Raw genomic sequence first — 24,848 nt, forward strand, 5'->3', positions numbered from 1 at the left:
GCGCGTTATTTCAGTCGACCCTAGAGATCCCAGCGCAGCGAAGCCGTGTATGTGCGCTGCGGATAGGGATGAAAGTTCCAGTACTGGGCGTTATTGGCGTTGTCCACGCCCAATGCTGCTGAAAGCCGCTTGTCGATTTGATAGCGGGCGCGCAGGTCAACGCTGAAGTACTTGCTGGCCCCGAAATAGGTGTCGGCGTTGACGTCGCTGTTGTCCAGATTCGAGTACTGGCGGCCGCTATAGCGCGCAGCCACCGTCAGCGCCCAGCGGTCTGTGGGCTGATAAGTGGCATAGGCCGTGGCACGCCAGCGTGGCACGCGGGGCTGCCATTTGCCGATGCTGGCCGGGTTGGCGGCATTGGCCACGATCTTCGAGTTGGCAAAGGTCAGGCTGGCCCCCAGATCAAGTCCTCGCACCAGCACCGATTGCGCCGAGTAGGCCAGCTCAAGCCCTGTGGTGCGAACCTTGTCTACGTTCTGCACGGCCGAGGTAGTGGTTCCGGGAATCAGCTGGCTGTAGAGCGCGTCTTTGGTGGCTTCATGAAACAGCGTGGCGCGCAGCAGGCCTGTACCGAAAGAGCTCACCAAGTTTTGCTCGGCACTCAACTCGCTGGTCCAGGACTTTTCGGGATGCAGGTTGGGGTTGTTGATGAACGAGAGCACGCCGCCCGATGTCGTCCCATACAGCTCACCCACGGTAGGAAAGCGCACGGCGCGGCCCAGCGATGCTTTGAGCGTGGTGTGGCGCGCCAGCTGGTACGCCAGCGCGGCCTTGGGTGAGAAATGCGCGTCGCTGCGCTGGGTGTAATTCAGTTGGCTGCTGGCGGTGGCTGTGCGGCCCTGGCTGGCAATCCAGTCTTCCCAGCGCAGGCCCAGAACGGCTTTCCAGTCTTTGGCTAACTGCCAGCTGTCCTGTGCCCAGACATAGCGCGTTTCAGTCCGCCCGCCGACTTGGCTGACCAGCGATTGCTCGTTGGCAGGGTCGGATTGCCAGTCCCCCGCTACGTTGAATTTGCGGATGTCTAAGTGGTAGGCATCGCGGCCCAGGCCGAAGTCCACGATATGCGCGCCCTGCAAGCCCAATATGTTGTTCTGTCTCCATGTGCCTTTGGCCGCCAGCGTGTTCCAGCCTGTGCCGTTCTGGTCTTGCAGCGTGCCGTTACCGCCGGTGGTGGCCGCTGGCAGGGCAATTGTCGGTACGCGCTGCTGATCCTTGCCGTAGTCGTACAGGCTGGCGCTCAGTTCCCAGTCCAAGCTGGCTTGCGTGTGGCTTTTGAGGGAGACCCCATGCATGGTGTGGGTCTGGCTGTCGTTGGACAGGCCAAACGCCGTGGGAGAGAGGTTGTAGGTCTTGCCGCTGATATTCACCGCTCCGCTGTAGATGGGCTGGCCGCTCGGCCCTTTGAGATAGCTTTCAGAGCGGCCCTTGGCATCGTTTTGCCACCAACCCAGCGTGTAACTGGCGCGCAGCGTGGGCGTGATGTCGTAGGCCAGCTTGATCTTGGCGTGATCCTGCTGCGTGCGGTACTGCGTGCCCGCGCCCAGAATGAGCCAGGGCTGGTTGGTGATGTTGAGCCCTGCCACCGCTCCGGTGACAGGGGTGGCTGCACTGCTCGCCACGCCTGCGGATTGCAGCACGGTAGGGAAGGTCAGCGGTTGGCCGTTGCTGTCAGTGTGGTTGAGATTGATCCAGAACGACCAGTCGCCGCTTTTGCTGCCGATGGAGGCGCTGCTGTTCCAGCTGTTGAAGGTGCTGTTGCTGCCGTAGAGCTGATTGGGCTGGGATGAATAGCCTGCGCTCACATGGGCTTCCAGCTTGTCCGGCATGCGTGTCACATAGTCCACCACGGCGCCTGCGGAATTGCCGGGGTAGGCGGCTGAGAACGGGCCGTACATGACATCGACGCGCTCGATTTCTTCAGGTGTCACAAGACCCCAGCGCGGTGCGTAGTTGCTGCCGTTGGCTACGCCGTTTCCCAGAAAGTTGGAAAGCAAAATCCCATCCGCATACACGGCAGAGCGCGCGCTATTGCCCGTGCCCGATGCGCGGGTGGAGAGGATGGCGTGGTTGTAATCGCCGATGTAGCGCTTGCGCACCAGCAGGCTGGGCAGGTATTTGAGGGCGTCTTCGCTGTCGGTCGCGTTGATGCGGGTCTCAATCTCTTGGCGGGTGATGCCTTCAATAGTGGTGGGAATTTGCCTGGGCAGTGAGCTGGGTTGGCCGCCGTTGACGGTGACGACCCCCAGCGTTTTGCTGCGTTCGGGCTGATCGCTAGGCCCCGCTGATGTTTGCGCTAGGCACGGCCATGCCATGCCACTGATCAAGAGCGGCAAAAAATGCTTTTTCATGAATGCTTACCTTGGGACATAGCAGTCCCTATGAATTTGATAGCAGCTAGTCCTTGTTGCATAAAGACTAGAGGCGAAAATCAATCAAAGGTAAGACGCAGGAGGCCCACGCGCAGGCAAAGGCGCTGCGGTAATAGATGCAAGGCGAGCCCGCTGCACCGGTTGCAATGCATGGTGCAGCGGCAACTCTGTAGGCACAGGCAGTCGCAGCACGGGCGGTGGTGGCGCTGCGTGAGGTAGGCACATGGGGCAGTCAAGATGCCCGGCGCTTAAGGCTGTGTGATCACTGCTTTCGTTATCGCTTTCCGTATCACCAACGGCAACCATCTTCATTGCACCGGTGCTGGTGCAGATCAGCTCAAAGCCTTGAGACTGAATCAGCGGTGCAGCGCTTGCCACGCCTATGGACAATGCAAACCATGCCAGCACACACCGGCCCAGAAAGCAGGTGGCAATGCGGCGAAGTGCGTGCAAAGGCATGAAGCGAATGGTGGTGACAGCTGCCCGGATCATACGGCGTTTGCCAGTGGCGAGTATGCGTAAAAACCGCCAATAGTGCTTTTGCCGCCTGCGTTCAATGCTCTGTTTTTAATAACAAAACCCGGCGCAAGGCCGGGCTTTGTGGGTGGGGCAGCTCAGCGCTTACTGGCCGGCAACATGTTGACGTAAATGCTCCAGCGCTTCTTCCACTTGGTCGACCAGCACCAGGCTCAGATCGCCGGGTTGTAGGCGGCTCAAAGCATGGTCAATGGCGATGAACTCGCCGTGAATTTCGGTGCTGTAAGTGGTGCGAGTTGCGCCCTCCAAGCCTTGCTTGAGCAGCGCCATCACTTCACCATCTTTGCGACCGCGCTGGGCAGCGTCTTGGTACAGGATCACATCGTCAAACACTTTGCCCAAAATCTGGGTTTGCTCAATGATGTCCTGATCGCGGCGGTCACCCGCACCGCTGATGACCACGCTGCGGCGCTTGGCCGGCATGGCTTCCACGGCTTGCACCAAGGCACGCATGGCGTCTGGGTTGTGGCCGTAGTCGGCAATGATGGTGGCACCCTTGTAATCCATCACATTAAAGCGTGCGGGGGCGTTGCCAGTGTCATTCAAGAAACCAGCCAAGCCACGGCGAATGGTCTGCCAAGGCAGGCCCACAGCCCATGCTGCGCCAATGGATGCCATCACGTTTTCAACCTGGAAGGTGATGGTGCCGTTGCGGGTAATGGGAATGTCACGCAGGGCAATGCTTTCACGCCACGAGCCTTCAGCGGCCACGATGGAGTCGCCATCGACATAAACCACTCGGTTGCCTTGGGCGCGGTGTGTGGCCATGACGGGGTGGTGGCGGTCCGCCGCAAAGAAAATGACCTTGCCGGGGCACACCGACGCCATGGCGGCGACCAGCGGATCAGCGGCATTGAGCACGCCATAGCCGTTAGGAGCTACGTTTTGCACGATGACGCGTTTCAAAACGCCCACGTCTTCCTTGGTGGTGATGAAGTTCAGACCCAGGTGATCGCCTTCGCCCACGTTGGTGACCACGGCTACTTGGCAGCGGTCAAAGCCCAGACCTTCGCGCAAAATGCCGCCGCGTGCGCATTCGAGCACGGCAGCATCGGTTTCAGGGTGGGCCAGCGCGTTGCGGGCGCTCTTGGGGCCAGAGCAATCGCCGCTGTCGATTTGGCGGCCATTGACCCACACGCCATCGGTGTTTGTCATGGCGGTGCGCCAGCCGTGGGATGTGAATAAATGGGCAATCACGCGGGTGGTGGTGGTCTTGCCGTTGGTGCCGGTGACGGCAACCAGAGGAATGCGGCCATCGTCGCCGGGGGCGTACAGCTCGTCCACCATGGGCACGCCCACATTGCGGGGGCGACCAAAAGATGGTGCCAAGTGCATGCGCAGGCCGGGGGCTGCGTTCACTTCCACAATACCGCCGCTTTGCTCTTCCAGTGGCTTGAGCATGGTCTCGCACACCACGTCCACGCCGCAAATGTGCAGGCCAATGGTCTGGGCCGCTTCTACGGCGCGGGCTGCAATTTCGGGGTGTACATCGTCCGTCACATCGGTGGCGCTGCCGCCTGTGGACAGGTTGGCGTTGTTGCGCAGTACCACGCGCTGGCCCTGTGCGGGCACAGATTCAGGCGTCAGGCCTTCGCTGGCGATGCGGGCGATGGCGATGTCATCCAGACGAATCTTGGTCAGCGCCGTGCCGTGGCCAGAGCCGCGGCGGGGGTCTTGATTGACGATGTTGACCAGCTCGCGCACGGAATGCTGGCCATCACCCAGCACTTGCGGTGGCTCGCGGCGGGCAGCGGCCACCAACTGGCCGCCGACGACAAGCATGCGGAAGTCATGACCGGGCAAAAAGCGCTCGACCAGAATTTCGTCGCCAAACTCGCTGGCCACTTTGTAGGCAGCTTCCAGACCTTCGCGGGTGGTGATGTTGACCACCACGCCCTTGCCCTGGTTGCCGTCTTGTGGCTTGACCACCACGGGCAGGCCCACTTCTTGGGCCACAAGCCATGCATCTTCCACATCGGTCACAGGGCGGCCCATGGGTACGGGCACGCCAGCAGCGTGCAGCAGGCGCTTAGTTAGGTCTTTGTCTTGGGCAATGGATTCGGCCACAGCGCTGGTGGAGTCCAGCTCAGCGGCCTGAAAACGGCGAGCCTTAGAGCCCCAGCCCAGTTGCACCAGCGAGCCAGTGGTCAGGCGGCGAAAGGGAATGCCACGGGCCACGGCGGCGTCCACGAGGGCGCCGGTTGATGGGCCAATGCGGTCGTCTTCATCCAAATCGTGTAGCTCGGCGATGGCGGCTTGCGCATCAAACGCAGTGTTGTTGAGCGCTGCCAAAATCAAGGCTTCGGCCTTTTCCATGGCCAGTCGGCCCACGGCTTCTTCGGTGTACTCCACCACGACCTGGAAGGTGCCGTGATCCAGCGTCTCATGCGTGCGGCTAAAAGATACGGGGCAACCCGCTTGGGCTTGCAGCGACAGAGCCGCCACTTCCATCACATGTGCCAGCGACAGATGTTGGTCAGCGCCATGGGGTTGCAGCGTGCCAATGGTGGGGAAGCGCGCGCGCAGCTTTTCTTCAAAGCCGGGCATGGCGGTGTAGCGCAACTCGCTGTCTTCGCAGTGCACGATGGCTTCGAAGGCGGTGCTGCGGGTCCAGAGGTTGGGGCCGCGCAGGGCTCGGATGCGTTGAATCTGCATAGTGTTCTTTCAGCTGAATATCAAGCTATTTTTTGAGTCTAGCGCTTTCACTGAAAGCGCTAGCAGCTATCTTTATTGAAGCGTTTAAGAGGCTCTCAAGCCTGGTATTCAAAAGTCTTGATGCCCGCGCCGATCAGGTCCGGCGTGATATCCATAGCCCATGCCGTGGCGATAGCGGCCAGCAGTGCAGGGGTGTCAGGGCGCTTGCCGCCAGCCAGCGACAGTGCATCGAGCGTGCCCAGCACGCGCTCTTGCGTGCCCGTTGCCAGCACCACATTGCTGCCCTTGACGAAGACGGCGCGGCCGCCTTCGTGTTGCACTTCGGTGTTGGAACGGTGGGCCGCGATGAATTCGTTAGTGGCTTCGGTGGAGTACAGCACCACTTCGCCGTCGCACAGATCGGCTAGATCGGCCACTTCGGGCAGGTCAGCGTTGAGCACGCCAGCGCCGCCATCGAGCACCACATCGATTTGGGTGCGCATCACGCGGCGCATCTGGCCCGCTTCCTGCACATCGTGGTCAGCCAGTTGCTCGAAGCCATCCATATCGGTCACAACACCGACCAGGCAGCGGTCGTAGGCCAGACCTTCTTCCAAAATGGAGCGCGCTGTGGTTTGAATCACGGCGGCCTGTGCAAGACGGTTGGTGAGCAGGCGGTGCGCGCCAGCCCAGTTGGCGGTGTTGGTCTTTTGTGTCTGGCGGTTGGCCAGATACATACCTTCGCTGCTGGCAACGCCCGTGAGCTTGCCTGACAGCTGCAGCAGCCAGCCCACCAAACGCGAGATAAATGCGTTGTTGCGGGTGCCGACAATGCCAACCACGGGGATGCGACCAGCGCCGAGACCGTCTTCACGTGGGAAGAGGTGATCGGCAATCGCCATGCCCACAGGGCGGGGTGCGCCGCTGGTGGGTTTCAGGTGCATCAACAGGCCGGGGCCGGCGTTGACTTCCAAAATCGCGCCTTGGCCCTGCATGGGCTGGGACACATCCTTCAAGATCATGTCCATGCCCGCGATGTCGAGGCCGACGATTTTTGCAGCCAGCACGGCGTAGTACGCCACATCGGGGTGCACGTCGTCCAAGCAGTCAATCGCCATGTTGCCATTGCGTTGCAACAAAATGGCTTGGCCTGCGGGGATCACGCTATCAGGCGTCACATGCTGGCGGTTCAGCTCCAGCTTGACGGCGCCGGCGTCCATATTGATCCAGTCCAGCGGGTATTCCTGCTCGGGGCCGCGGCGGGGATCCAGGTTCAGCACGGCGACCAAGTCACGCAGCGTAGCTGTACCGTTGCCGTAGACCGACACGGTTTCGCCCTTGGTGGCGGCGACGACCTTGCCGCCCACAACCAGCAGGCGGTGCTCGGTGCCGTCGATGAATTTTTCGACGATGACGTCTGAGCCTTCAGGCTCAGCCAGTGCAAAAGCGGTCTTGATGTCGGCCTCGTTGTACAACTCCAGCGTCACGCCGCGGGCGTGGTTGCCGTCGGAGGGCTTGACGGTGACGGGAAAGCCAATGTCTTGCGCAATCTCCCACGCTTCATCGGCGGTGGCGGCGATCTGGCCTTCAGGCACGGGCACACCGCAGGCGGCCAGCAGGCGCTTGGTGAAGTCTTTGTCTTGGGCAATGCCTTCGGCAATGGCGCTGGTCTGGTCAGACTCAGCCGTCCAAATGCGGCGCTGCGCTGCGCCGTAGCCCAGTTGCACCAAGTTGCCGTCGTTCAGGCGGATGTGGGGAATGCGGCGCTCGCCAGCGGCGTCCACAATGCAGCCGGTCGATGGGCCGAGGTAGCTGTCGTTGATGGCCTTTTTGATGGCGTGAATGGCCGGCTTCATCTCAAACGACTCGTCGTTGATCGCAGCCATGAGCAGCTTGTGACCATGCTCCAGCGCCACGCGGGCCACGGCCTCTTCAGGGCAGCGGAACACCATGCGGTACACGCCGGGCTTGGAGATTTCACGGGTCTGACCAAACTCGGCAGGCATACCGGCTAAGTTCAGCAGCTCGATAATCACGTGCTCCATCACGTGGCCCATCCAGGTGCCGCCTTCAAGGCGCTGGATAAAGCCACCGCGCTCGCCGACGCCGCAGGTGTGCTCGATTAGAGCTGGCAGCCAAGCGGTGAGGCGCTCATTGAGGCCGGGGATTTTGTTGGACGGGTAGTTTTCCAGCTCTCCCAGATCCAGCCAGACTTCCAGTACCGGGCGGTAGGTCCAGACACTGGGGCCGCGCAGGAAAGTGGTGCGTAAGAGTTGGATGTCGTTGAATTTCGCCATGTTGCTCAGCGGATAAAAATGGGGAGGGCAGGATTTCTTAAAATCTTGCCCCTGATGGATGGGCATTGTGCGGCCAGAATCACGCATTGTGATTGCTTGTCAGCCTAATGGCGGGCTCGCGCGTTAACAGATATGTCTCGAACGTTGGCACGAGCCTCGTTCCCATGCCGAAGCGGTTAGCCGTATGACTCTTAGAGCCGCTATCTGCGGAGAAAAATAACTCAATATGCAACATCACCATGCTGTGGACGCCTCGGCCGTCTTTACAGGCCCCCTGGGGGGCGATCTGCGAGCAAAGCTCATTGAATATGAGAACGTTTTAGCCGTCGTTTCGGTTGACCTGAGTGCGGATTTGAAGTTTGGCAGCGGTTTGCTGGCCTTGACACAAGAGCGTTTGCTGGCCTGCGACCCCCTTAACCATCAGTGGCAAGAGTGGCCTTTGGCCGTAGACCAGTCTTTGCGCCTGCAAGATCACGGCGGTGTCGGTCACTTGGAGTTACACAACCATGACACCCGACTGGCGCACTGGCACATCACGCTGACCCACCAGTCAGCCATGCTGCAGCTGATGCAGCAGTTCGACCGCCAGCGCGAGCGCATTGCCCGTCAAGAAACCTATACCGCCGTGACCGATGAGGACACCGTGCTTTGCCCGGTTTGCCACACGGCCTTGCCGCCGGATACGGATGAATGCCCGGCCTGCGCCCGCCAGCAAGCGCCGCAGACCTCCACTTGGGTGCTGCTGCGCCTGTGGCGCTTTGCCAAGCCTTACCAAGGCCAGTTGCTGCTGGGCTTTTTGCTGACGCTGGCCGCTACGGCTGCGCAACTGGTGGCGCCGTATCTGACCATCCCCTTGATGGACAAGATTCTGATTCCCTTCCAGAACGGCGAAAAAATTGACCGTGATCTGGTGATCTTCTACCTAGGGATGCTTTTCTTGTCAGCTATCGTGGCTTGGGCACTGGGCTGGGCGCGGACATTTGTGCTGGCCAAGGTGTCTGAGCGCATAGGCTCCAACCTGCGCACTACCACCTATAACCACTTGCTGAATTTGTCGGTGGACTTTTACGGCAGCAAGCGCACGGGTGACTTGATGGCGCGTATTGGCGCTGAAACAGACCGCATCAACCTTTTCTTGTCGTTGAATGCGCTGGATTTTGTGACCGATGTGCTGATGATCGTCATGACATCGGCCATTTTGTTCTCCATCAATCCTTGGCTGGCGCTGGTTACTTTGGTGCCGCTGCCTTTTATCGCTTGGATGATTCATACCGTGCGCGACCGCCTGCGTACCGGCTTTGAAAAGATCGATCGCGTTTGGTCCGAAGTGACCAATGTGCTGGCGGACACCATCCCCGGCATTCGCGTGGTGAAGGCTTTCGCCCAAGAAAAGCGTGAAGCCGATCGTTTTGCCGATGCCAACTTGGTCAACTTGCAGGCCAATGACAAAGTCAACAAGACTTGGTCAGTCTTCACCCCCACGGTGACTTTGCTGACCGAAATCGGCATCTTGATCGTTTGGGCGTTTGGTATCTATTTGGTAGCAGGCGGCTCCATCACCGTCGGCGTGTTGACCGCTTTTATTGCCTACATCGGGCGCTTTTATACGCGTCTGGACTCGATGAGCCGCATTGTCTCGGTGACGCAAAAGGCCGCTGCGGGTGCCAAGCGCATTTTTGACATCCTTGACCATGTGAGCAACGTCCCTGAGCCAAGCAACCCCGTCAAGCTGCCGGGCAAGGCCAAGGGTGCCATCACCATGGATAACGTGGGCTTTCGCTACGGCAGCCGTGCCGTCATCAAGCACCTGAACCTGCAAATCAAGCCCGGCGAGATGATTGGTCTGGTGGGCCACAGTGGCTCGGGTAAGAGCACGCTGGTTAATCTGATTTGCCGTTTTTACGATGTGAGCGAAGGCTCTATCCAGCTCGATGGCGTGGATGTGCGCCGCATGTCCGTGTCTGACTACCGCAGCAATATCGGTCTGGTGCTGCAAGAACCCTTCTTGTTCTTTGGCACGATTGCCGAGAATCTGGCCTATGGCAAGCCCGGTGCGAGCCGCGAAGAAATTGTGGCGGCCGCCCGCGCTGCCCATGCCCATGAATTCATCTTGCGCCTGCCTCACGGTTATGACTCGCTGGTGGGTGAGCGCGGTCAGGGCCTGTCAGGTGGCGAGCGCCAGCGCATCTCGATTGCCCGTGCGCTGCTGATTGACCCGCGTATTTTGATCTTGGACGAGGCCACATCGGCCGTGGATACCGAGACCGAAAAAGAAATCCAGAAGGCGCTGGACAACTTGGTTCAAGGCCGCACCACGATTGCGATTGCCCACCGTTTGTCTACGCTGCGCAAGGCGGATCGCTTGGTGGTGATGGACCGCGGCGAGATTGTGGAAGTGGGCCCGCATGACGAGTTGATGGCACTTAAGGGCCACTACTTCCGTCTGTATGACGCCCAAGCCCGTCGTGCGGAAGAAGATGCGCAGGCCGCAGGTCTGACGCTGCTGACCAAGGAATAAACAATGACTGACGCTTCCCAATCCAATCTGGTGGGCATGCAACTGCTGCGTAATGCCCATGGCCGCTTGGTGCTGACGCTGGCTAACGGTACGGTGTTTGAAGCCGTGACGCCTGTGCGCGCCTTTCCGATTGATGCGCCCTTAGAAGGTCTGTCGCTGATTGCGGCGGATGGCAAAGAAGCCCTGTGGGTGCCCCGCATGGTGGATTTGCAACCTGAACACCGGCAACTTATCGAGCAAGACCTTGCGGTGCGCGAGTTTGTCCCGACGATTGAGGAAATCCTCAAAGTCTCCAGCTTTTCCACCCCTAGCACCTGGGATTTGCGCACCGACCGGGGCACGACGCAGATGGTGCTCAAGGGCGAAGAAGACATTCGCAAGCTGGCGGGGCGCACCAAGCTGCAGATCACCGGTCAAGACGGTGTGCAGTACCGCATTCCAGACAGCAACAAGCTAGACCGCCATTCGCGCAAACTGTTGGAGCGCTTTTTGTAAGCGGGCGCTTGAGGGTTTGTTGAGACTTGCTCTTGAGCAGCCCTTAGATAAAGACATAGGCCTCACGCGTTAACGCTGGTTAATGCTGAGGCCTTTTTTGTGTCTAAATGGCTTGAAGTCAGCGAAATAAAAGGACTGCTAGCTATCAAAAAAGATATGCAAATAATCCTTTAGTTTTCTCAAGCGTGGTCGATAACAAGGCGAGAAACCTGTTTTACCGCCTGAACTCTTTCCACAACCGAAGGCCCCATCATGCAAATTCCTCCTCTAGACCGGACACAAACGCCCTGGCGTGCCCAGGGTGCGGATTTGTATTCCACGGGTGCTTCGGGTGCCGCGCCGGTGCGACCTGTGAATGCCGTGAACGCCAGCGAGTCGGTGGATAAGATTGGCGAGGGCCGCACGGTGCGCACGCCTGAAACACCATCCGTTGTGGATAGCGAGAACCGCGACTGGACGCTGGCCCAGGAGGTCAAGCAAAAACAAGAGGTAGATGAGCCGCCCAAAGAGCCTATCTCCAAGCAGCTTATCGAGTTCATCCAGTCCATGTGGCGGGCCAGCGCGCAGGCGGTGGAGCAGGCGCAAGACGTGAGCAAGTCAGAGGACTTGCTGCAAAACAAGCAGACTGCACGCAGCGAGCCGCTGACCTATGCCGAGCCTCGTATCAAACGCACGGGTGGCGGGAAATAAAGCGACGATATTGAATCAATAGGTGTAAGTCGTGTATTCAAAATGACTTCAGCTTGATTGATGCTTTATTTGATTTCAGCTTCAGGACTGCCAGCTTCTGATTTGCTAGCACTTTGTGGTGCTGCAGTGGCGGCAGCGGCTTGTGCGGCAGTTTCTTGTGCAGCCTTAGCCTTCTCACGCTCGGCGCGGTATTTGACGGCGAAGGCGCGCACTTCCTCATAGCTCACAAAACCGTCTTTATTGGTATCGGTCTCATCAAAAGCGGCTGCCAGCTTGGGGATGATGGCGACTTCTTTGCGGCTGAGTTTGCCGTCTTGATTGAAGTCCAACATCTTAAATTGCTGCTGGGCTTTGATCTCGCCTTTAGAGAGCTGGGCGCCGTTCTTGTTGCTTGATTCTTCAACGCTGTCTTCGGCTCGCGCCGTAGGCAGCAGCAGCACAGCGCTGGTCAGCAGCACACTCACAGCTGATTTCATCAGCGTAGTGCTGCGGGCAATGGTGAGTTTTTTCTTCATGTGTTGCATAGAACTACAGGTGAGGGCCATGCAGGCATTCTCAACTGCTAGAGCGCCAAAGCACCCTAGTTTTTCATTCGCTTTCCGGACTTTGCCAAGCTTTACGAATGTTTCAGCGCTTTGTCGTGGGCGATACCGCTGCGCACATGACCTGATGGAACATGGCTGGCCGCATTGCGCACATGGCTGGTTTGGTCGTCGAAGAAAAAATCAGGCTCAAACTCGCGCAGAAACTCGCCCTTGGCTAAGCCGCCAAGGAACATGGCTTCATCCACATCAATCTTCCAGTCCATCAGTGTGTTCAAGGCGCGCTCATGGGCCGGTGCGCTGCGTGCGGTGACAAGGGCCGTTCGTATGCGCATGCCGGGCACTTCAACTTGCTGCAGATTGTGCAGGGCAGCTAGCAGAGGCTTGAACGGGCCTTCGGGCAAAGGCTGCTCGGCTTTTTCTTGCTCGTGCTTTTGAAAGGCCGCCAGACCTTCAGCCTGAAAAACGCGTTCCGACTCATCGCTGAACAGCACGGCGTCGCCGTCAAAAGCAATGCGCACTTCTTGCGGGTGGCGGCAGCTAGCGCGCATGGAGTCGGTGAAGACATGGGCGGCTGGGTAGCCCAGTTGCAGCGCCTGCGTAACGTCGTCTGCATTGGCGGAGAGGAACAATTGCGCACCCAAGGGCCGCAAATAGCCAAATGGGTCACGCCCCTGCGTGAACACGCCGCGCTGAATGGATTCTAGACCGTGAGCTTTGGCGGAGCGAAACACGCGCATGCCGCTGACCGGGTCGTTGCGCGAGAGCAGAACTACCTCAACGCGCTGCTGCTCTTCGGTGTTGAAGGCCAGCAATTTTTTGACCAGCGAGAGCGCCACGCCGGGCGCTGCAGGCACATCCAGCCGCTCGCGCTGCAGGCGCAGATAGGTCGCGGGGTCGTGGTCTTCAAAGACGTTGTTTTCCTCCTCGAAGTCGAACAGCGCGCGCGAAGAGATGGCTACGACGAGTTTGTCACTGAGAGAAGGGGGCATGTTTGTTGTCCAGAGCAGGGGCTAAAAACTGACGTACCCCGAGTCAGGTACGCCGCGAAGCGACTCAGGTGGCGTACTTCATTTGACAAACTGATTGAGCTGAATAATGGGCATGAGCACCGCTAGCACGATGAGCATGACGACCAAGCCCATGGCGACGATGAGCAGCGGCTCCAAAATTGTGGCCATATGCATGGCACGGCGCTGTACTTCCGTCGATAGCTGGGTGGCGGCGCGTTGCAGCATCAGTGGCAATTGGCCGGTTTGCTCACCGAGTCGGGCAAACATGGAGACCAGACCCGGAAAGCGTTTTTTCTGCGCTAGGGCTGATGCTAGCGGAGCGCCTTCGCGCACCAGCACCAGTGCATCCATCGCGTCAGCGCGCATGGCGCGGTTGTTGAGTGTCTCGGCAGCCGCTTGTAGTGCTTTGAGAATGGGCACCCCCGCACCGGCCAGCATGGCCAGCGTGCCGGCAAAGCGGGCTGCGTTATAGCTGCGCGAAAGGCGCCCGACCAGTGGCAAGTTGAGCCACTGGGCATCAAAGCTCTCACGAAATCTCTCATTTTTGAGTGCGAGACGAAAACCAATGGCGCCTAACACCAGAGTGCCGAGCATCAGCCAGCCGTAGTGGCGCACAAAGTCGCTCACGTTGAGCATGACCACGGTGAGAAAGGGCAGCGCCCGCTTGGAGCCCGCAAACACACCAGCGACTTGCGGCACCACATAGCTGACCAAAAAGATGACGATGACGATAGCCACCAGCGTGACGATGGCGGGGTAGAGCGACGCGCCGATGAGCTTGGATTGCAGCGCTTGGCGCGATTCCAGATCGTCGGCCAGATTTTCAAGAACAGAGCCTAGGCTGCCGCTGGATTCGCCCGCGCCAATGACGGAGCAAAAGATGTCGGAGAACTCACGCGGGTGCTGCTCTAGCGCACGTGCAAAGCTCGAGCCTGCATTGACCTCAGCTCGCAAGGCGGCAACTAACTGATGCTGACGGTCATCCTCGGCTTCTTCGGCTAATGCTGCCAGCGCGCGTTCAATGGGCAGGCCTGAGCTGACAAGCCCTGCAATTTGGCGCGTCCACACGGCAAGGCCGGTGGAGTTGAAAACGGGGCGTGTCAACCAGCTAGAAAGTGACGAGCCGCCTTTGCCTTGGCCAGACGCTACGGCTTCTACCTGCAACGGCACCAGCGCTTGGCTGCGCAGCTGGCTGCGGGCAGCGCGGGCGTTGTCGGCTTCAAGAATGCCCTTGCGGGTCTGGCCTTGGGCATCTAAGGCTTCAAAGGTAAAGGCGGGCATGCGTTGCTGTAACTGGGTAACTTGTTACAGCGATGGTAGCGACTGTTGAATGGCTTGCGCGGTAATTTCCAGACTGCGCAGGCGCAAGTCGGTGTCATACACATCGCTGACGAGGATGAACTCATCGGCCTGCGTTTCGTTGGCCAGTTTTTGCAGGCCTTGGTGCACGGTGTCTTGACTGCCAACGATACCTATCGCCAGAAAATCTTGAATGGCCGCTTGTTCGCGCCCATCCAGCTGCTGCCAGTAGTTGGCAACAGGCGGCAGCAGGCGGGTGCGCTTGCCGGTCAGAATGCCCAGCACGCGCTGGTAGGTGCTGCTGGCCAGAAACTCGGCTTCTTCATCCGTAGGCGCGGCAATCACGGGTACGCCGACGATGGCATAAGGCTTGGCCAGCGTGGCGCTGGGTTTGAACATCTGGCGGTAGATGGATAAAGCCTGATGCAGCATGCGCGGTGCAAAGTGCGAAGCAAATGCGTAAGGCAGACCCAGATGCGCAGCCAACTGGGCCGAGTACAGGCTGGAGCCCAGCAGCCAAATCGGCACATTGGTGCCAGCGCCGGGTACGGCGACGATGCGCGCGCCCTCTTGGTCGTCGCCCAGCAGATGCTGCAGCTCTTGCACATCACGGGGAAAGTCGTCTTCGCTCTCCACCCTGTCACGGCGCAGTGCGCGCATGGTGGGGCCGTCGGTGCCGGGTGCGCGGCCAAGGCCGAGGTCGATGCGCCCGGGATACAACTCGGCCAGCGTGCCAAAGGCCTCGGCTACCACCAGCGGTGCGTGGTTGGGCAGCATGATGCCGCCAGAGCCCACACGAATGGTTTGCGTGGCACTTGCAATATGTCCAATCAACACGGCGGTGGCTGAGCTGGCAATGCCGGGCATATTGTGGTGCTCGGCCAACCAGTAGCGGGTAAAGCCCAGCTTTTCGGCCTGCTGCGCCGTGCGCACGCTCACTTGCAGCGCATTCGCGACCGTGCCGCCTTCGCGCACGGCGACCAAGTCCAGCATGGACAGCTTGACGGTATTCAAGGATTTCATAGCGATGAGCCTTTGATGAGCTTTATATGATTTTGATAGCTACTAGTCTTGGATTAATCAGCGCTTGCGGCCAATCTCACGTCCAAAAACAATGGCGACCAATACGCCCCACACCAGCATCACGCCGGCCATTGCGTAGTAGGTGGCGCCCGATTGCATGGCAAAGACCGAGCCCAGCAAGGCAACCAGCGCAGCCATGCGAATCATGCGGCGCAACTGGGCCACGGGAAAGCGGCTTTTGAGCTGGAATAGCAGGGCAAAGCTAATGACAGCCAGCGCTATCAACAACAAAAACAGATCGCCGCCATAGGGCTGGACAGAGGTGCGTAGGTTTTCAAGCATGGATTCATTGTGGCAAAGGCGAAGAAAGCTTTGCACGCTCAGGCTATGAAAGCTTTGTCCCCTTTGACGAATGCATGCCGCATCAGTCGCGCGTCACGCGCATGACTTCGGCAGGGGTCGTCACGCCTTCACGCACCAGACGCTCACCGTCTTCACGCATGAGTTGCATGCCATTGGCCATCGCGGTTTCGCGAATCTCGGCTTCGCTGGCGCCGCGGTGAATTTGTGCGCGTATGGTGTCGTCCACCACCAGTATTTCAAAAATACCGGTACGGCCCTTGTATCCACTCGACTCGTTGCTATCAATCTTGCGAACCAGTCGCTGCGCCAGCACGCCCAGCAGCGATGAGGACAGCAAGAAGGGCTCAACCCCCATGTCGATCAAACGCGTCACGGCGCTGGGTGCATCGTTGGTGTGCAGCGTAGCCAGCACCAAGTGACCGGTGAGCGAGGCTTGAATAGCAATTTGCGCGGTTTCAAAGTCGCGAATTTCGCCAATCATGATGACGTCCGGGTCTTGGCGCAGCAGGGCGCGCAATGCTTTGGCAAAGGTCAGGTCGATCTTGGCGTTGACTTGGGTTTGTCCTACGCCGGCCAGCTCATATTCGATGGGGTCTTCCACCGTCATGATGTTGCTGTGGCTGGCATCCATGCGCTGCAGCGCGGAGTACAGCGTGGTGGTCTTGCCCGAGCCGGTAGGCCCGGTGACGAGCACGATGCCGTGGGGCTGCGATGTAAGGTGGGTGAAGCGCTCCAGCGTCTGGCCGCCCATGCCAACGGCTTCAAGGCTGAGCTTGCTTTCACTCTTGTCCAGCAAGCGCAGCACGGCGCGTTCGCCATGAGCACTGGGCAGGGTGGAGACTCGTACGTCGATGGCTCTGGTGCCCAAGCGCAGGCTGATGCGCCCGTCTTGCGGCAGGCGCTTTTCGGCAATGTCCAGATCCGCCATGATTTTGAGGCGGCTGATCAAGGCAGCATGCAAGGCGCGGTTGGGCTGCACTACTTCGCGCAGATCACCATCGACACGAAAGCGCACGCTGGAGTGGCGCTCATAAGGCTCGATATGAATGTCCGATGCCCCATCGCGCGCGGCTTGCGTGAGCAGGGCGTTAAGCATGCGGATGATGGGCGCATCGTCTGCAGTTTCCAGCAAGTCTTCCACGGCGGGAAGCTCTTGCATCATGCGAGCGAGGTCGGCGTCGGACTCGACTTCGCTGACCACCATGGCGGCGCTGGAGTCGTTGTGCGAATAGGCGGCGCTGATGCGGTGGGCTAACGCTGCACTGTCGAGCAGCTGCCAGCGCTGCACGGAGTGCTTGCGCTGAACTTCAGAGATGGCCGACCAATCGGGCTCGGGGCTGTGCCAGAGCACAGGTTCTAATCCATTGTCTTCAATCAACAGCAAGCTGCTGCGGGCAAAGCCATAGGGCAGTGGGTAGCGCATTCGTGGCCTTACTTTTTTGCTTACTGCTTGCCCTGCAAGATACTTTCCATGGCTTGAGGCATGGAGGACAGCGTGGAGGGTGCCGGAGCAGGATAGCCGTTAACTTTGGGGCTTAAGGGATCGCTGAAGTCCACCAGTTCAGGCTTGGCGCCGGGCACATTCACCATAGAGGAGGAGGGGGTGGAGACAGGCGGCAGCACTGACGAGATTGTTGGCGCTAACAGAGGCTGCAAGGGTTGCTGCGGGCTTGGCAGCGAAGGCGGCAAGATGGGCGCTGAGTTGACGTTGCGCATCATCAGGTTCGGGTCGGGCTGATTGTTTTGCTGCACACCGCGAATAGAGTCGTAGCGATCTTGCGAGAGCTGGCTGGTCGAGTTGGCATCGCGCAGCACCGTGGGGCGTAAAAAGACCATGAGGTTGGTCTTTTTGCGGGTGCGGGCCGTATTGCGAAACAGATTGCCAATCACAGGAATATCACCGAGCAAAGGCACACGCTCTTGGGTTTGACCGTATTCATCAGCAATCAGGCCGCCCAGCACCACGATGGCGCCGTCTTCGACCAATACGTTTGACTCAATGGCGCGCTTGGTAGTGGTTGCGCCCTTGGTCGAGTCTGCAGTGTTCGCTTTAACCGCAGAATTTTCCTGATAAACGGACATCTTGATTGTGCCGTTCTCGTTGATCTGCGGGCGAATCTTGAGCAGCGTACCTACATCCTTGCGCTCATAGGTCGTGAACGGGTTGATGGTTCCGCCACTGCTGCCGGTGTTGGTGAAAGAGCCGGTGGGAAAGGGGACGTTTTCACCCACCATGATGCTGGCTTCTTCGTTGTCCAGCGTCATCAAATTGGGGGTGGAGAGAATGTTGGTGTCGCCATCGCCCTGCATCAAATTGATCAGCGCTCCCAAGCTGGTGCTGCCGTTATTGGTTTGGGTAAAGCCGAGGTTGGTGCCCTTCATGCCGGCAATGCTCGCGCCTTGCGCATCGGTCAGCGCGGTGCCACTGGCGAGGTTTGCGACAGCACCTGAAACGCTAAAAATGTTGGGGATGCCGTTGACCCCAGTGCCATTGCCCAGCACGCCCAAAATGCGGCCGTTGTTGCGAATCAGGGAGCTCCACTGCACGCCCAGTTGTGCGGCTTTTTCGGCCGAGACTTCGACGATTAGCGCCTCAATCAGCACCTGCGCGCGGCGCCCGTCGAGCTTGTCGATGACGGCGCGCAATTGCCTGTAAAGCGGGCCCGGTGCGGTAATGATGAGCGAGTTGCTGGTCGGGTCCGCCTGAATCATGCCGCCCGTTGAAGGCTGCTGCGCCGTGCCAAAACGAGAGCTGGGGCCCGTGTTGCCGCTGCCCAAGCCCACGGTGGCGCTGCCATCGGTGCCGCGTGAAATAGTGGGCTGCGATGAAGATCCACCCGTGGTCGAGGTGTTGCCGCCGGCCACCTGCCCGCCCAGTGCGGTGCTGGCGCTGCCTTGTGCGCTGATTGCTGCGCGCAGCGTGGCTGCAAGAGCCACGGCATCGGCGTTCTTCAGGTACACCACATTAATGTTGCCTTCGTCGCCGCTGCCTGTCATTGCCGGCTGGTCAAGGCGTGAAATCAGCGAGCGAATTTGCGACAGCTTGGCAGGATTGGCGGCGCGAATGAGCACGGAGTTGCTGCGCGGCTCGGCCAAGATGGAGGTGCGAAAGCCGTTATCGGTCTGGCCCGCAGTACTTGCGCCGGACTGAGCAGCACCGCCCATGGTGGCGGAGCCGCCTTCCATGAGGCGGTTGACCAGTGCCACCATGTCGCTGGCCATAGCGTGGCGCAGCGGTATCACTTCCATATCGGTCGCGTTAGATACATCGGTGCTGGCGATGATGCGGGAGATGCGCTGCAAGTTGTCCGCGTAGTCGGTGATGACCAGCGAGTTATTGCCTGGGTTGACGTTGATGGTGTTGTTGGGGCTGATCAGCGGGCGCAACACAGGCACCAGATTGCTGGCGTTCTCGTAGTTGAGCTTGAAGATCTGCGTGACGATGCCGCCACCGGCTTGACCGCCGCGTCCCATGCTCACCTCGTTGGTTTGCAGCTTGGCATCGGCCTCGGGAATGACCTTGAATAGACCCGCGGACTCCACCACAGTGAAACCCTGCATGCGCAGCGCCGCCAGATACTGCTGGTAGGCCCTGGCGGGAGTCACGGCTTTGTCCGTCAACAGTGTGATCTGCCCTTTGACGCGAGGGTCCACCACCACGTTGCGGTTGGTGATGGCGGCCATGGCCCGCGATACGGCTTCAATATCGGCGTTGGTGAAGTTCAGTGTCACCGGCTCGCCGGGGCGCAAACTGGGCGTATTTTGAGCATAAATAGTGCCGCTAGCGCACGCCAGTATGGCGGCTGCAGCTATCGATTTAAGAGTGCTACGCTGAGTCATAGATCAACCAAAAGTGATGATGGAACGCGAGCCTTCGCGGCGTCCCAAAATATTGAGCAAATTCGACAAGGCGGCTTCGCGCTCGGGGCTGGCAGAAGCTTCGCCGTTGAAGCGTAGACGAGACCCCACCCACTGGCCCTGACCGCTGAGTTGCAGGTCACCATTGAGGGTGGATAAATGGAGTTGGGCTGTGTCGCCGCCTTGAATATCAAGCCGGTAACTGCCCAGTGGTTTGAGCGGAGACAGGCGCGAAGACACGGCCAGTGCCTCCAGTCGCGTCAAGCCTTGGCTGGTGGCGCGACCCGCGCTGTATTGCAGTGCTAGCCCTGTGGTGTACAGGCGTAGCTGGCCTTGCAGAGCGACGGTGTTCCACGGCGTGCCTAGCCCGGTCAGCATGTCGGCAGGCAGTTGCATGGCGCTGTCGTTGATGCGCAGGGCCATGGCATTCCATCCCGGTGCGAACTGGGCCAGCACGGGCGTGGTGGTGCAGCAGTCGCTTTGCAAAGTGACGCTGGCGCTGCCAAGACCGGGGCGCAAAGTCCAGTTCAGGCGGGTGGGTAGCGTGGTGGCGTCACGGCTGTCCTCGCCGCCGGTGAATACCAGTCTGGCCGATCCACTCCAGATCGTGCCGCGTGCTTCTTGCAGCTGCACTTTGCCTGCGGTCGCTGAATGCACGCGTGCGGCCAGCCAAGACGCAGGTGCGAAGAGTGCGGCCGTGAGTAAGCCGCCCAACAGCGCGCCGCCAATGGCCCAGCGCAGCAGCGAATGCGCCCCGCCCAACCCGCGTGATTGACGCGAGGTGTTGCTGATAAGGCGCAATGGCGGTGATGGGCGTTGGCTCATGGCAGGAGTTTAGTGGGCTTCGTCGTCCTGACCGGGTAGGTCAAGCAGCAGATTACCGCTCCAGCGGATGAGGGTTGCGTCTGTGGTGTCAGCAGGTGCGCGGCTGAGTTTCATCTCGACCACCGATGCATGGCTGTTGTCGCGCACTTGGCTAAGCCAGCGAGCCAGCGCAGCTGCAGGGGCGCTGTTGAGCGTGATTTGTACGCGGTTACCCAGCCACTGCATTTGCGCGGTGGTCGGCATCTCGGCTTTGAGGGATTGCTCAAGCTGTGTGTTGATATCGGCATTAATGGCTTGTGGCCGCTGGCGCAGCTGCTCGGCCTGCGACTGCAGTTGCAGCATGGTTTGCAGGTCACGGTCTGCCGCAGCGCGGCGGGCGGGGGCGGATTCAAGGCTTGTGAGAGCGGGGGCCAGTGCAATCGACCAAGTCAGTGCTAGCAGCAGGATGGTGCCTGCGATGAGCATTAAATTTTGCTCGCGCTGCGCAAGGCTGGCCCAGCGCTGGCGCAGGGCTGCCAGCGCGGTGTTTAAGGCGTTGTCTTGCTTCATGGGCGAGCCTTTACGCTGAGGACGAGTTCAGGGCCAGCGCGATGGAGTTGATAGCCGCTTGCCTCAAGGCTTTGTTGTGCGTCGCTTAAGGCATCGGCGTTCAGCTCTATGCCTGCGATGCGCAGCTGCTTATCTTGGTACTGCAGGCTTTTGGCATTGGACATATTGCTGATCGTTGCGCTGGCAGTGAGTAGCGCTTCAAGGTCATTGGCCGACAAAGCTCCGGAGTTGTTGCGCAGCAACTCTAGCTCGCGCTGCATTTGTACGGGTGCATCCACAATGACGGGCACATTTGGGAAGGTGGTTTGCAGAACTTGCGTGGCTTGCTGCTGGCGTTGCGCGATAGAGCGGTCTTCTTTGAAGGCCCAGATGTTCAGCCCTATGAGTTGAGCGGCGATGGCAATGCCTGTCGCCCAGCGCGCAGCGCGCCACTGCGGGGCTTTGGCAAAGCTTTGCCATGTATCGAGCAGGTGGCGCTTGGCGCGGGTGCTGTCACCCAAGTCCAGATCAAACTGCGCCAAGTCTCCGGCGTAAGTTGCGCTGTGCAGCAGGCGATCCGAAGAGGTGAAGATGCTGATGGGTCGCTGCAGGGCTTCGGCAGCGCGTGCGAGCTGTGGCGGAGTCAGCACAGGCAGATCATCGGGCAGGCGTGCGAGCAAGGGCTCGAGCAGGCTGGAGCCCGCAGGCAGCGGCAGGGTGATTAGCGTGATTTCCTCATCCAGCCCGGTCATGCTCAGCTGGGTGTTGTCACCGTAGCCCAGCAGTTGCAGCCGGGCATTGGCACTCGGCCATTGCTCAGGCACCAATCGGTTCGCGGCGTGGCCGTTGTGCTCTAGCCACTGCAGGTGTGATTGCAGCCATTGTTTGTCACAAACGGCAATCCAGTAAGTGTTGTCTGCGGGCGATGAGTCCAGTGCGATGTGCAGGGTCGAGACATCGTCGAGCAGCTTTTCTTCCAGCAGGCCTTCCAGCGCAGCGCGCACGCGTGGCTGCTGGCGGCGGCTTTGCACGTTCAGGCCTGGAGGCAGCTCGACGCAGTGCCAAGAAAGGCGCCTGGCAGGAATGACGGCTGTGGTTTGACCTGTTCGGCCCAAGGCGGGTAGCTGAGAGGCGCGAACCTTGTCGCTGTTTTGCGCACTTTGGCCGTCATCGCTGACAGCGTAGAGGTATTTGGTCGCCGAGCTTGCGCGGCTCGACGGCAGTTTTATTAGCAATGTGCTCATGGGAGATGTCGCATTCTATGGGGGCGAGGTGACATGCAGTTGTCAACGCAGCGCGAGTGTGGGCTTACCCCAGTCTGCGTGCTCTTGCCAAAGGGTTTTGACGAGCATCCCTTTGCGCTCAATAAGTGAGCGCTGACTGATCGAGTTGTCGCCAAGCCGCAGGCGCCCACGGGCTTCAAAGTATTCGCTTGTAACGGAGTGCGAGCTGGAGCTGAAGGCGTTGACCAAGCCTATCGCCTCAGAGGCCGCACTTAAAGATTTCAAAGGGGAATCGTTGCGTAACTGCACTAACTGGTTGGCGCGAGCCCAGTCCAAATCTGGGGTGCTTGCCCATATCACCTCAGCGCTGGCCGTGTTGAGGTTGATGAGAGTGCGCTGCGGCAGCAGGGTGACATAAGGCTCGATGCGGGCAATGATGCGGGGGTCAACGCCAAGCCAGACCAGTTGCGCCACAGTTCGGGGCATTAGTGGCGTAGTGGGTGCATTGCTAAAAGAGGCTTGCTGTAAAGCGTTCGCCATTTGCGCGACTGCGCTGCTGGGCAAGCCTAGCCGCTCAAACAGGCGCGTAAATGGCAGCAGCATTTGCCCAGTATTAGCCCTTTCCACGTCACTCAGATTGCGCAGATTCAGGCGCGACTGCAAATCGATGATTTCACCGGAGAGAAATGCATTTTGCATATCTGCCGTGCCGTCATCGACTTGGCTCACATTGTTCTTGGCCGCCAAAAAGGTAGACAGGCGGGCTTCCTTCAGCGGCACCGCCCAGGGCTCGCCCAAGTGATCCACCGGGTTGCTGCGGTTGGCGCGAGAGTCTTCTTGCAGCACCACGCGTGACCAGTCCAGCGCGCCCAGCAGCAGCCAATTGGCTTGTACCCGGTTGCGCTCTGCGGTTTCAATCTGCACATCACGCCACTGCTGCCACAGCGCAGCGGACGCTAGTGTGGCCACGATGACCACGGTCAGCATCGCCGCCAAAAGCGCCGCACCGCGCTGGCGCTGCTGGTAGGGCGCAGCACAGGTGAGAGACGCCGAGCTAGAGCCGCCTCGCGGCGAAGGCGTCGTCCCCCTCGGGGGGATGGAGCGAAGCGACACAGGGGGGATCATGATCGGTTATTCGCGCGAAGCGGGTTGACCCAATCGATGGTCATCACGCCGTTCAGGGCTCTGCCAGCAGGCAAGGTGAGCTCGATGCGAATGCCATCGGGCACGGTGGGCATGGTGCTGGTTCCGCTGGGGTTACTAACACTGGCGCTGCTTTGATCACTGGATAGAGGGTTGGTCCACGCATTGCTGCGGTAGTAGTACACGCGCCATAGATCCAGCGGCAGCAGCACAGTTTCGCGGCGCATTTGGTCGCTGGATGGGTTGCGGCCCCATTGAGCGGCTTGGCTCCACGCCTCATTCCATTCACTGATGGTGCGAGCTGGCAGCGATTGCCAGCGCACCCACTGCGGCTGGCCATCGACATTGCGGCGGCTCCAAGCCACAACCAGTGCGCCGTTATCAATGGCGGCGCTGCTCTTGCGGGTCAGGCGCAGCACTTGGCCATCCCAGTCCAGCACTTGCCTGCCTTGCAGCGGCATGAGGGAGTTGAGGTCGGTATTCCACTGGGTCAGCACGGTTTGCATGGTGACGTGTTGATCGCCCTGTGCGCGACTGACTTCCTGCGCCCGCAGCATGGCCTCAATACCGCGCCAGCTCATGATGGACAAAAGCGCCATGGCAGCCAGTGCGACTAGCAGCTCAATGAGCGTGAAGCCTTTTATAAATATACTTTTATTGCTCATTATTTAATAGCGAGCAACAATCGTAGAAACGCGCAAGATGGCCGAGTTTTCAGAGAAAACCTGTGCATCTACCCGTCTGAAGCTGGGGTTGGGAGTGGGCCGCACGCTCACTTGCACCTGCATTTGCCTGCCTGCCTGAAGGCAGTTTACGGTGGTATCGCCCACGGCTGGCATCTGGTTGAAAAGGCGCAGCCGCACCAACTCATTTTGGGCGCAGAGCTGGCCAAGAATCACATCGGATTGGCGTTGTGCATTGAGTGTCAGCGCGCTGCTGGCCTGAAGACCTGCCAGCAGCGTGATGCCAACGATACCGACGGCTACCAGCACCTCAATGAGCGTAAAGCCGCGCTGCTTCATTGCGCGGCCTGCATGTTTTGAATGCCAAAGGGGCGCAGGCCATCTGTGGATAACTGCAAAGGAGGCGTGTTGCTGCCGGGCACGGACAGCGTAATAGTTTGACGGGGAATCAGTGGCTCAGGCCCTAGCACCACGGGTGTTGTGGGTTGCACTTGCACGGCGGTCTTGAGCCACTGCGTGGGCATAGTTACGTGGGCTGGCAGCCCTTCAAACCGAAAGCCTTGGGGCATGGGGCGCCACACAACGAGCGAGCCATTGGTGCGGGCCTGAGCGCGGGCCGATTCGAGCAGTGTGGCGAGTCGCTGGGCTTCGCGCTCGAGTTGCTGATCGCCGCTGTCGCGAATCGCAAGACTTACGCCGGCAGTCGCAAACGCCATGATGGAAATCACCAGCAGCAGCTCAAGGATCGTAAATCCACCCTGAGTGGCCGCGCGCCTTCTACCAAGGCACACGGCAGCCTTAGCCGCAG

The 24,848-nt window shown here is 59.6% G+C and carries 21 protein-coding genes; 3 read left to right on the forward strand and 18 right to left on the reverse strand.

What is annotated here, in order from left to right:
• Positions 1–20 precede the first annotated feature (20 nt).
• The 4 genes from KUF54_RS00605 to cphA (KUF54_RS00620) form a co-directional block, all read right to left on the reverse strand.
• The gene (locus KUF54_RS00605; protein WP_219344292.1) at positions 21–2,348 is read right to left on the reverse strand and encodes a TonB-dependent receptor; all 2,328 of its coding nucleotides are present in this window, start codon (positions 2,346–2,348) and stop codon (positions 21–23) included.
• An 84-nt stretch (positions 2,349–2,432) separates the two neighbouring features.
• Positions 2,433–2,828, reverse strand: a complete 396-nt coding sequence (locus tag KUF54_RS00610) for a DUF2946 family protein (RefSeq protein ID WP_219346211.1) — start codon at positions 2,826–2,828, stop codon at positions 2,433–2,435.
• Between the two features lie 162 nt (positions 2,829–2,990).
• The gene (cphA, locus tag KUF54_RS00615) at positions 2,991–5,561 is read right to left on the reverse strand and encodes a cyanophycin synthetase (RefSeq protein ID WP_219344294.1); all 2,571 of its coding nucleotides are present in this window, start codon (positions 5,559–5,561) and stop codon (positions 2,991–2,993) included.
• A 95-nt stretch (positions 5,562–5,656) separates the two neighbouring features.
• The gene (gene cphA, locus KUF54_RS00620) at positions 5,657–7,837 is read right to left on the reverse strand and encodes a cyanophycin synthetase (protein ID WP_219344296.1); all 2,181 of its coding nucleotides are present in this window, start codon (positions 7,835–7,837) and stop codon (positions 5,657–5,659) included.
• A 226-nt stretch (positions 7,838–8,063) separates the two neighbouring features.
• On the opposite strand from cphA (KUF54_RS00620), the gene KUF54_RS00625 reads away from it, so the two are divergent.
• The 3 genes from KUF54_RS00625 (at position 8,064) to KUF54_RS00635 (ending at position 11,540) form a co-directional block, all read left to right on the forward strand.
• On the forward strand, positions 8,064–10,355 hold the full coding sequence (locus KUF54_RS00625) for an ABC transporter ATP-binding protein (protein ID WP_219344298.1): 2,292 nt from the start codon (positions 8,064–8,066) through the stop codon (positions 10,353–10,355).
• A gap of 3 nt (positions 10,356–10,358) precedes the next feature.
• Entirely contained in the window at positions 10,359–10,850 is a 492-nt protein-coding gene (locus tag KUF54_RS00630; RefSeq protein ID WP_219344300.1) for a DUF1854 domain-containing protein, read from the forward strand.
• 252 nt (positions 10,851–11,102) lie between these two features.
• A complete protein-coding gene (locus KUF54_RS00635) occupies positions 11,103–11,540 on the forward strand; it encodes a hypothetical protein (protein WP_219344305.1) in 438 nt (145 codons plus the stop codon).
• Between the two features lie 65 nt (positions 11,541–11,605).
• On the opposite strand, the gene KUF54_RS00640 is transcribed toward KUF54_RS00635, so the two are convergent.
• The 14 genes from KUF54_RS00640 to KUF54_RS00705 form a co-directional block, all read right to left on the reverse strand.
• Positions 11,606–12,085 (reverse strand): EF-hand domain-containing protein, encoded by a 480-nt coding sequence (locus tag KUF54_RS00640; protein ID WP_219344307.1) that lies wholly within the window; start codon positions 12,083–12,085, stop codon positions 11,606–11,608.
• Positions 12,086–12,156: 71 nt separating this feature from the next.
• A complete protein-coding gene (locus tag KUF54_RS00645) occupies positions 12,157–13,074 on the reverse strand; it encodes a 5'-nucleotidase (RefSeq protein ID WP_219344309.1) in 918 nt (305 codons plus the stop codon).
• Between the two features lie 78 nt (positions 13,075–13,152).
• Positions 13,153–14,376, reverse strand: a complete 1,224-nt coding sequence (gspF, locus tag KUF54_RS00650; RefSeq protein ID WP_219344311.1) for a type II secretion system inner membrane protein GspF — start codon at positions 14,374–14,376, stop codon at positions 13,153–13,155.
• Positions 14,377–14,400: 24 nt separating this feature from the next.
• Positions 14,401–15,417, reverse strand: coding sequence for an LLM class flavin-dependent oxidoreductase (locus tag KUF54_RS00655; RefSeq protein WP_219344312.1), 1,017 nt, complete (start codon positions 15,415–15,417; stop codon positions 14,401–14,403).
• A 57-nt stretch (positions 15,418–15,474) separates the two neighbouring features.
• Positions 15,475–15,759: a hypothetical protein gene (locus KUF54_RS00660; protein WP_219344314.1), complete on the reverse strand. Its 285-nt coding sequence runs from the start codon at positions 15,757–15,759 to the stop codon at positions 15,475–15,477.
• 82 nt (positions 15,760–15,841) lie between these two features.
• Positions 15,842–17,203: a GspE/PulE family protein gene (locus KUF54_RS00665; protein ID WP_219344316.1), complete on the reverse strand. Its 1,362-nt coding sequence runs from the start codon at positions 17,201–17,203 to the stop codon at positions 15,842–15,844.
• A gap of 20 nt (positions 17,204–17,223) precedes the next feature.
• Positions 17,224–19,620: a type II secretion system secretin GspD gene (gene gspD / locus KUF54_RS00670; RefSeq protein WP_219344319.1), complete on the reverse strand. Its 2,397-nt coding sequence runs from the start codon at positions 19,618–19,620 to the stop codon at positions 17,224–17,226.
• 3 nt (positions 19,621–19,623) lie between these two features.
• Positions 19,624–20,463: a type II secretion system protein N gene (gene gspN, locus KUF54_RS00675; protein ID WP_219344321.1), complete on the reverse strand. Its 840-nt coding sequence runs from the start codon at positions 20,461–20,463 to the stop codon at positions 19,624–19,626.
• A 9-nt stretch (positions 20,464–20,472) separates the two neighbouring features.
• On the reverse strand, positions 20,473–21,012 hold the full coding sequence (gene gspM / locus KUF54_RS00680; protein ID WP_219344323.1) for a type II secretion system protein GspM: 540 nt from the start codon (positions 21,010–21,012) through the stop codon (positions 20,473–20,475).
• Entirely contained in the window at positions 21,009–22,235 is a 1,227-nt protein-coding gene (gspL, locus tag KUF54_RS00685; protein WP_219344325.1) for a type II secretion system protein GspL, read from the reverse strand. The genes gspM and gspL overlap by 4 nt, the downstream gene beginning before the upstream one ends.
• Before the next feature lie 42 nt (positions 22,236–22,277).
• Positions 22,278–23,339 carry a type II secretion system minor pseudopilin GspK gene (gene gspK / locus KUF54_RS00690; protein WP_219344326.1) on the reverse strand — a complete coding sequence of 354 codons (1,062 nt, stop codon included), beginning with the start codon at positions 23,337–23,339 and terminating at the stop codon, positions 22,278–22,280.
• A complete protein-coding gene (locus KUF54_RS00695; RefSeq protein ID WP_219344328.1) occupies positions 23,336–24,022 on the reverse strand; it encodes a prepilin-type N-terminal cleavage/methylation domain-containing protein in 687 nt (228 codons plus the stop codon). The genes gspK and KUF54_RS00695 overlap by 4 nt, the downstream gene beginning before the upstream one ends.
• Before the next feature lie 3 nt (positions 24,023–24,025).
• On the reverse strand, positions 24,026–24,379 hold the full coding sequence (gene gspI / locus KUF54_RS00700) for a type II secretion system minor pseudopilin GspI (protein WP_219344330.1): 354 nt from the start codon (positions 24,377–24,379) through the stop codon (positions 24,026–24,028).
• Entirely contained in the window at positions 24,376–24,831 is a 456-nt protein-coding gene (locus KUF54_RS00705) for a prepilin-type N-terminal cleavage/methylation domain-containing protein (RefSeq protein WP_370627597.1), read from the reverse strand. Before KUF54_RS00705 ends, gspI begins: the two co-directional genes overlap by 4 nt.
• Positions 24,832–24,848: the final 17 nt, after the last annotated feature.

The organism is Comamonas sp. Y33R10-2 (assembly GCF_019355935.1).
Taxonomy (GTDB): Bacteria; Pseudomonadota; Gammaproteobacteria; order Burkholderiales; family Burkholderiaceae_C; genus Comamonas.

Coding starts and splice junctions, on each gene's coding strand:
- KUF54_RS00625 (WP_219344298.1), top strand. CDS start 8,064: ATGCAACATCACCATGCTGTGGACGCCTCGGCCGTCTTTACAGGCCCC.
- cphA (WP_219344294.1), bottom strand. CDS start 5,561: ATGCAGATTCAACGCATCCGAGCCCTGCGCGGCCCCAACCTCTGGACC.
- gspM (WP_219344323.1), bottom strand. CDS start 21,012: ATGAAGCAAGACAACGCCTTAAACACCGCGCTGGCAGCCCTGCGCCAG.
- KUF54_RS00605 (WP_219344292.1), bottom strand. CDS start 2,348: ATGAAAAAGCATTTTTTGCCGCTCTTGATCAGTGGCATGGCATGGCCG.
- cphA (WP_219344296.1), bottom strand. CDS start 7,837: ATGGCGAAATTCAACGACATCCAACTCTTACGCACCACTTTCCTGCGC.
- KUF54_RS00630 (WP_219344300.1), top strand. CDS start 10,359: ATGACTGACGCTTCCCAATCCAATCTGGTGGGCATGCAACTGCTGCGT.
- KUF54_RS00660 (WP_219344314.1), bottom strand. CDS start 15,759: ATGCTTGAAAACCTACGCACCTCTGTCCAGCCCTATGGCGGCGATCTG.
- KUF54_RS00640 (WP_219344307.1), bottom strand. CDS start 12,085: ATGGCCCTCACCTGTAGTTCTATGCAACACATGAAGAAAAAACTCACC.
- KUF54_RS00635 (WP_219344305.1), top strand. CDS start 11,103: ATGCAAATTCCTCCTCTAGACCGGACACAAACGCCCTGGCGTGCCCAG.
- KUF54_RS00645 (WP_219344309.1), bottom strand. CDS start 13,074: ATGCCCCCTTCTCTCAGTGACAAACTCGTCGTAGCCATCTCTTCGCGC.
- KUF54_RS00665 (WP_219344316.1), bottom strand. CDS start 17,203: ATGCGCTACCCACTGCCCTATGGCTTTGCCCGCAGCAGCTTGCTGTTG.
- gspF (WP_219344311.1), bottom strand. CDS start 14,376: ATGCCCGCCTTTACCTTTGAAGCCTTAGATGCCCAAGGCCAGACCCGC.
- gspI (WP_219344330.1), bottom strand. CDS start 24,379: ATGAAGCAGCGCGGCTTTACGCTCATTGAGGTGCTGGTAGCCGTCGGT.
- KUF54_RS00695 (WP_219344328.1), bottom strand. CDS start 24,022: ATGAGCAATAAAAGTATATTTATAAAAGGCTTCACGCTCATTGAGCTG.
- gspN (WP_219344321.1), bottom strand. CDS start 20,463: ATGAGCCAACGCCCATCACCGCCATTGCGCCTTATCAGCAACACCTCG.
- gspL (WP_219344325.1), bottom strand. CDS start 22,235: ATGAGCACATTGCTAATAAAACTGCCGTCGAGCCGCGCAAGCTCGGCG.
- KUF54_RS00655 (WP_219344312.1), bottom strand. CDS start 15,417: ATGAAATCCTTGAATACCGTCAAGCTGTCCATGCTGGACTTGGTCGCC.
- KUF54_RS00610 (WP_219346211.1), bottom strand. CDS start 2,828: ATGCCTTTGCACGCACTTCGCCGCATTGCCACCTGCTTTCTGGGCCGG.
- gspD (WP_219344319.1), bottom strand. CDS start 19,620: ATGACTCAGCGTAGCACTCTTAAATCGATAGCTGCAGCCGCCATACTG.
- gspK (WP_219344326.1), bottom strand. CDS start 23,339: ATGATCCCCCCTGTGTCGCTTCGCTCCATCCCCCCGAGGGGGACGACG.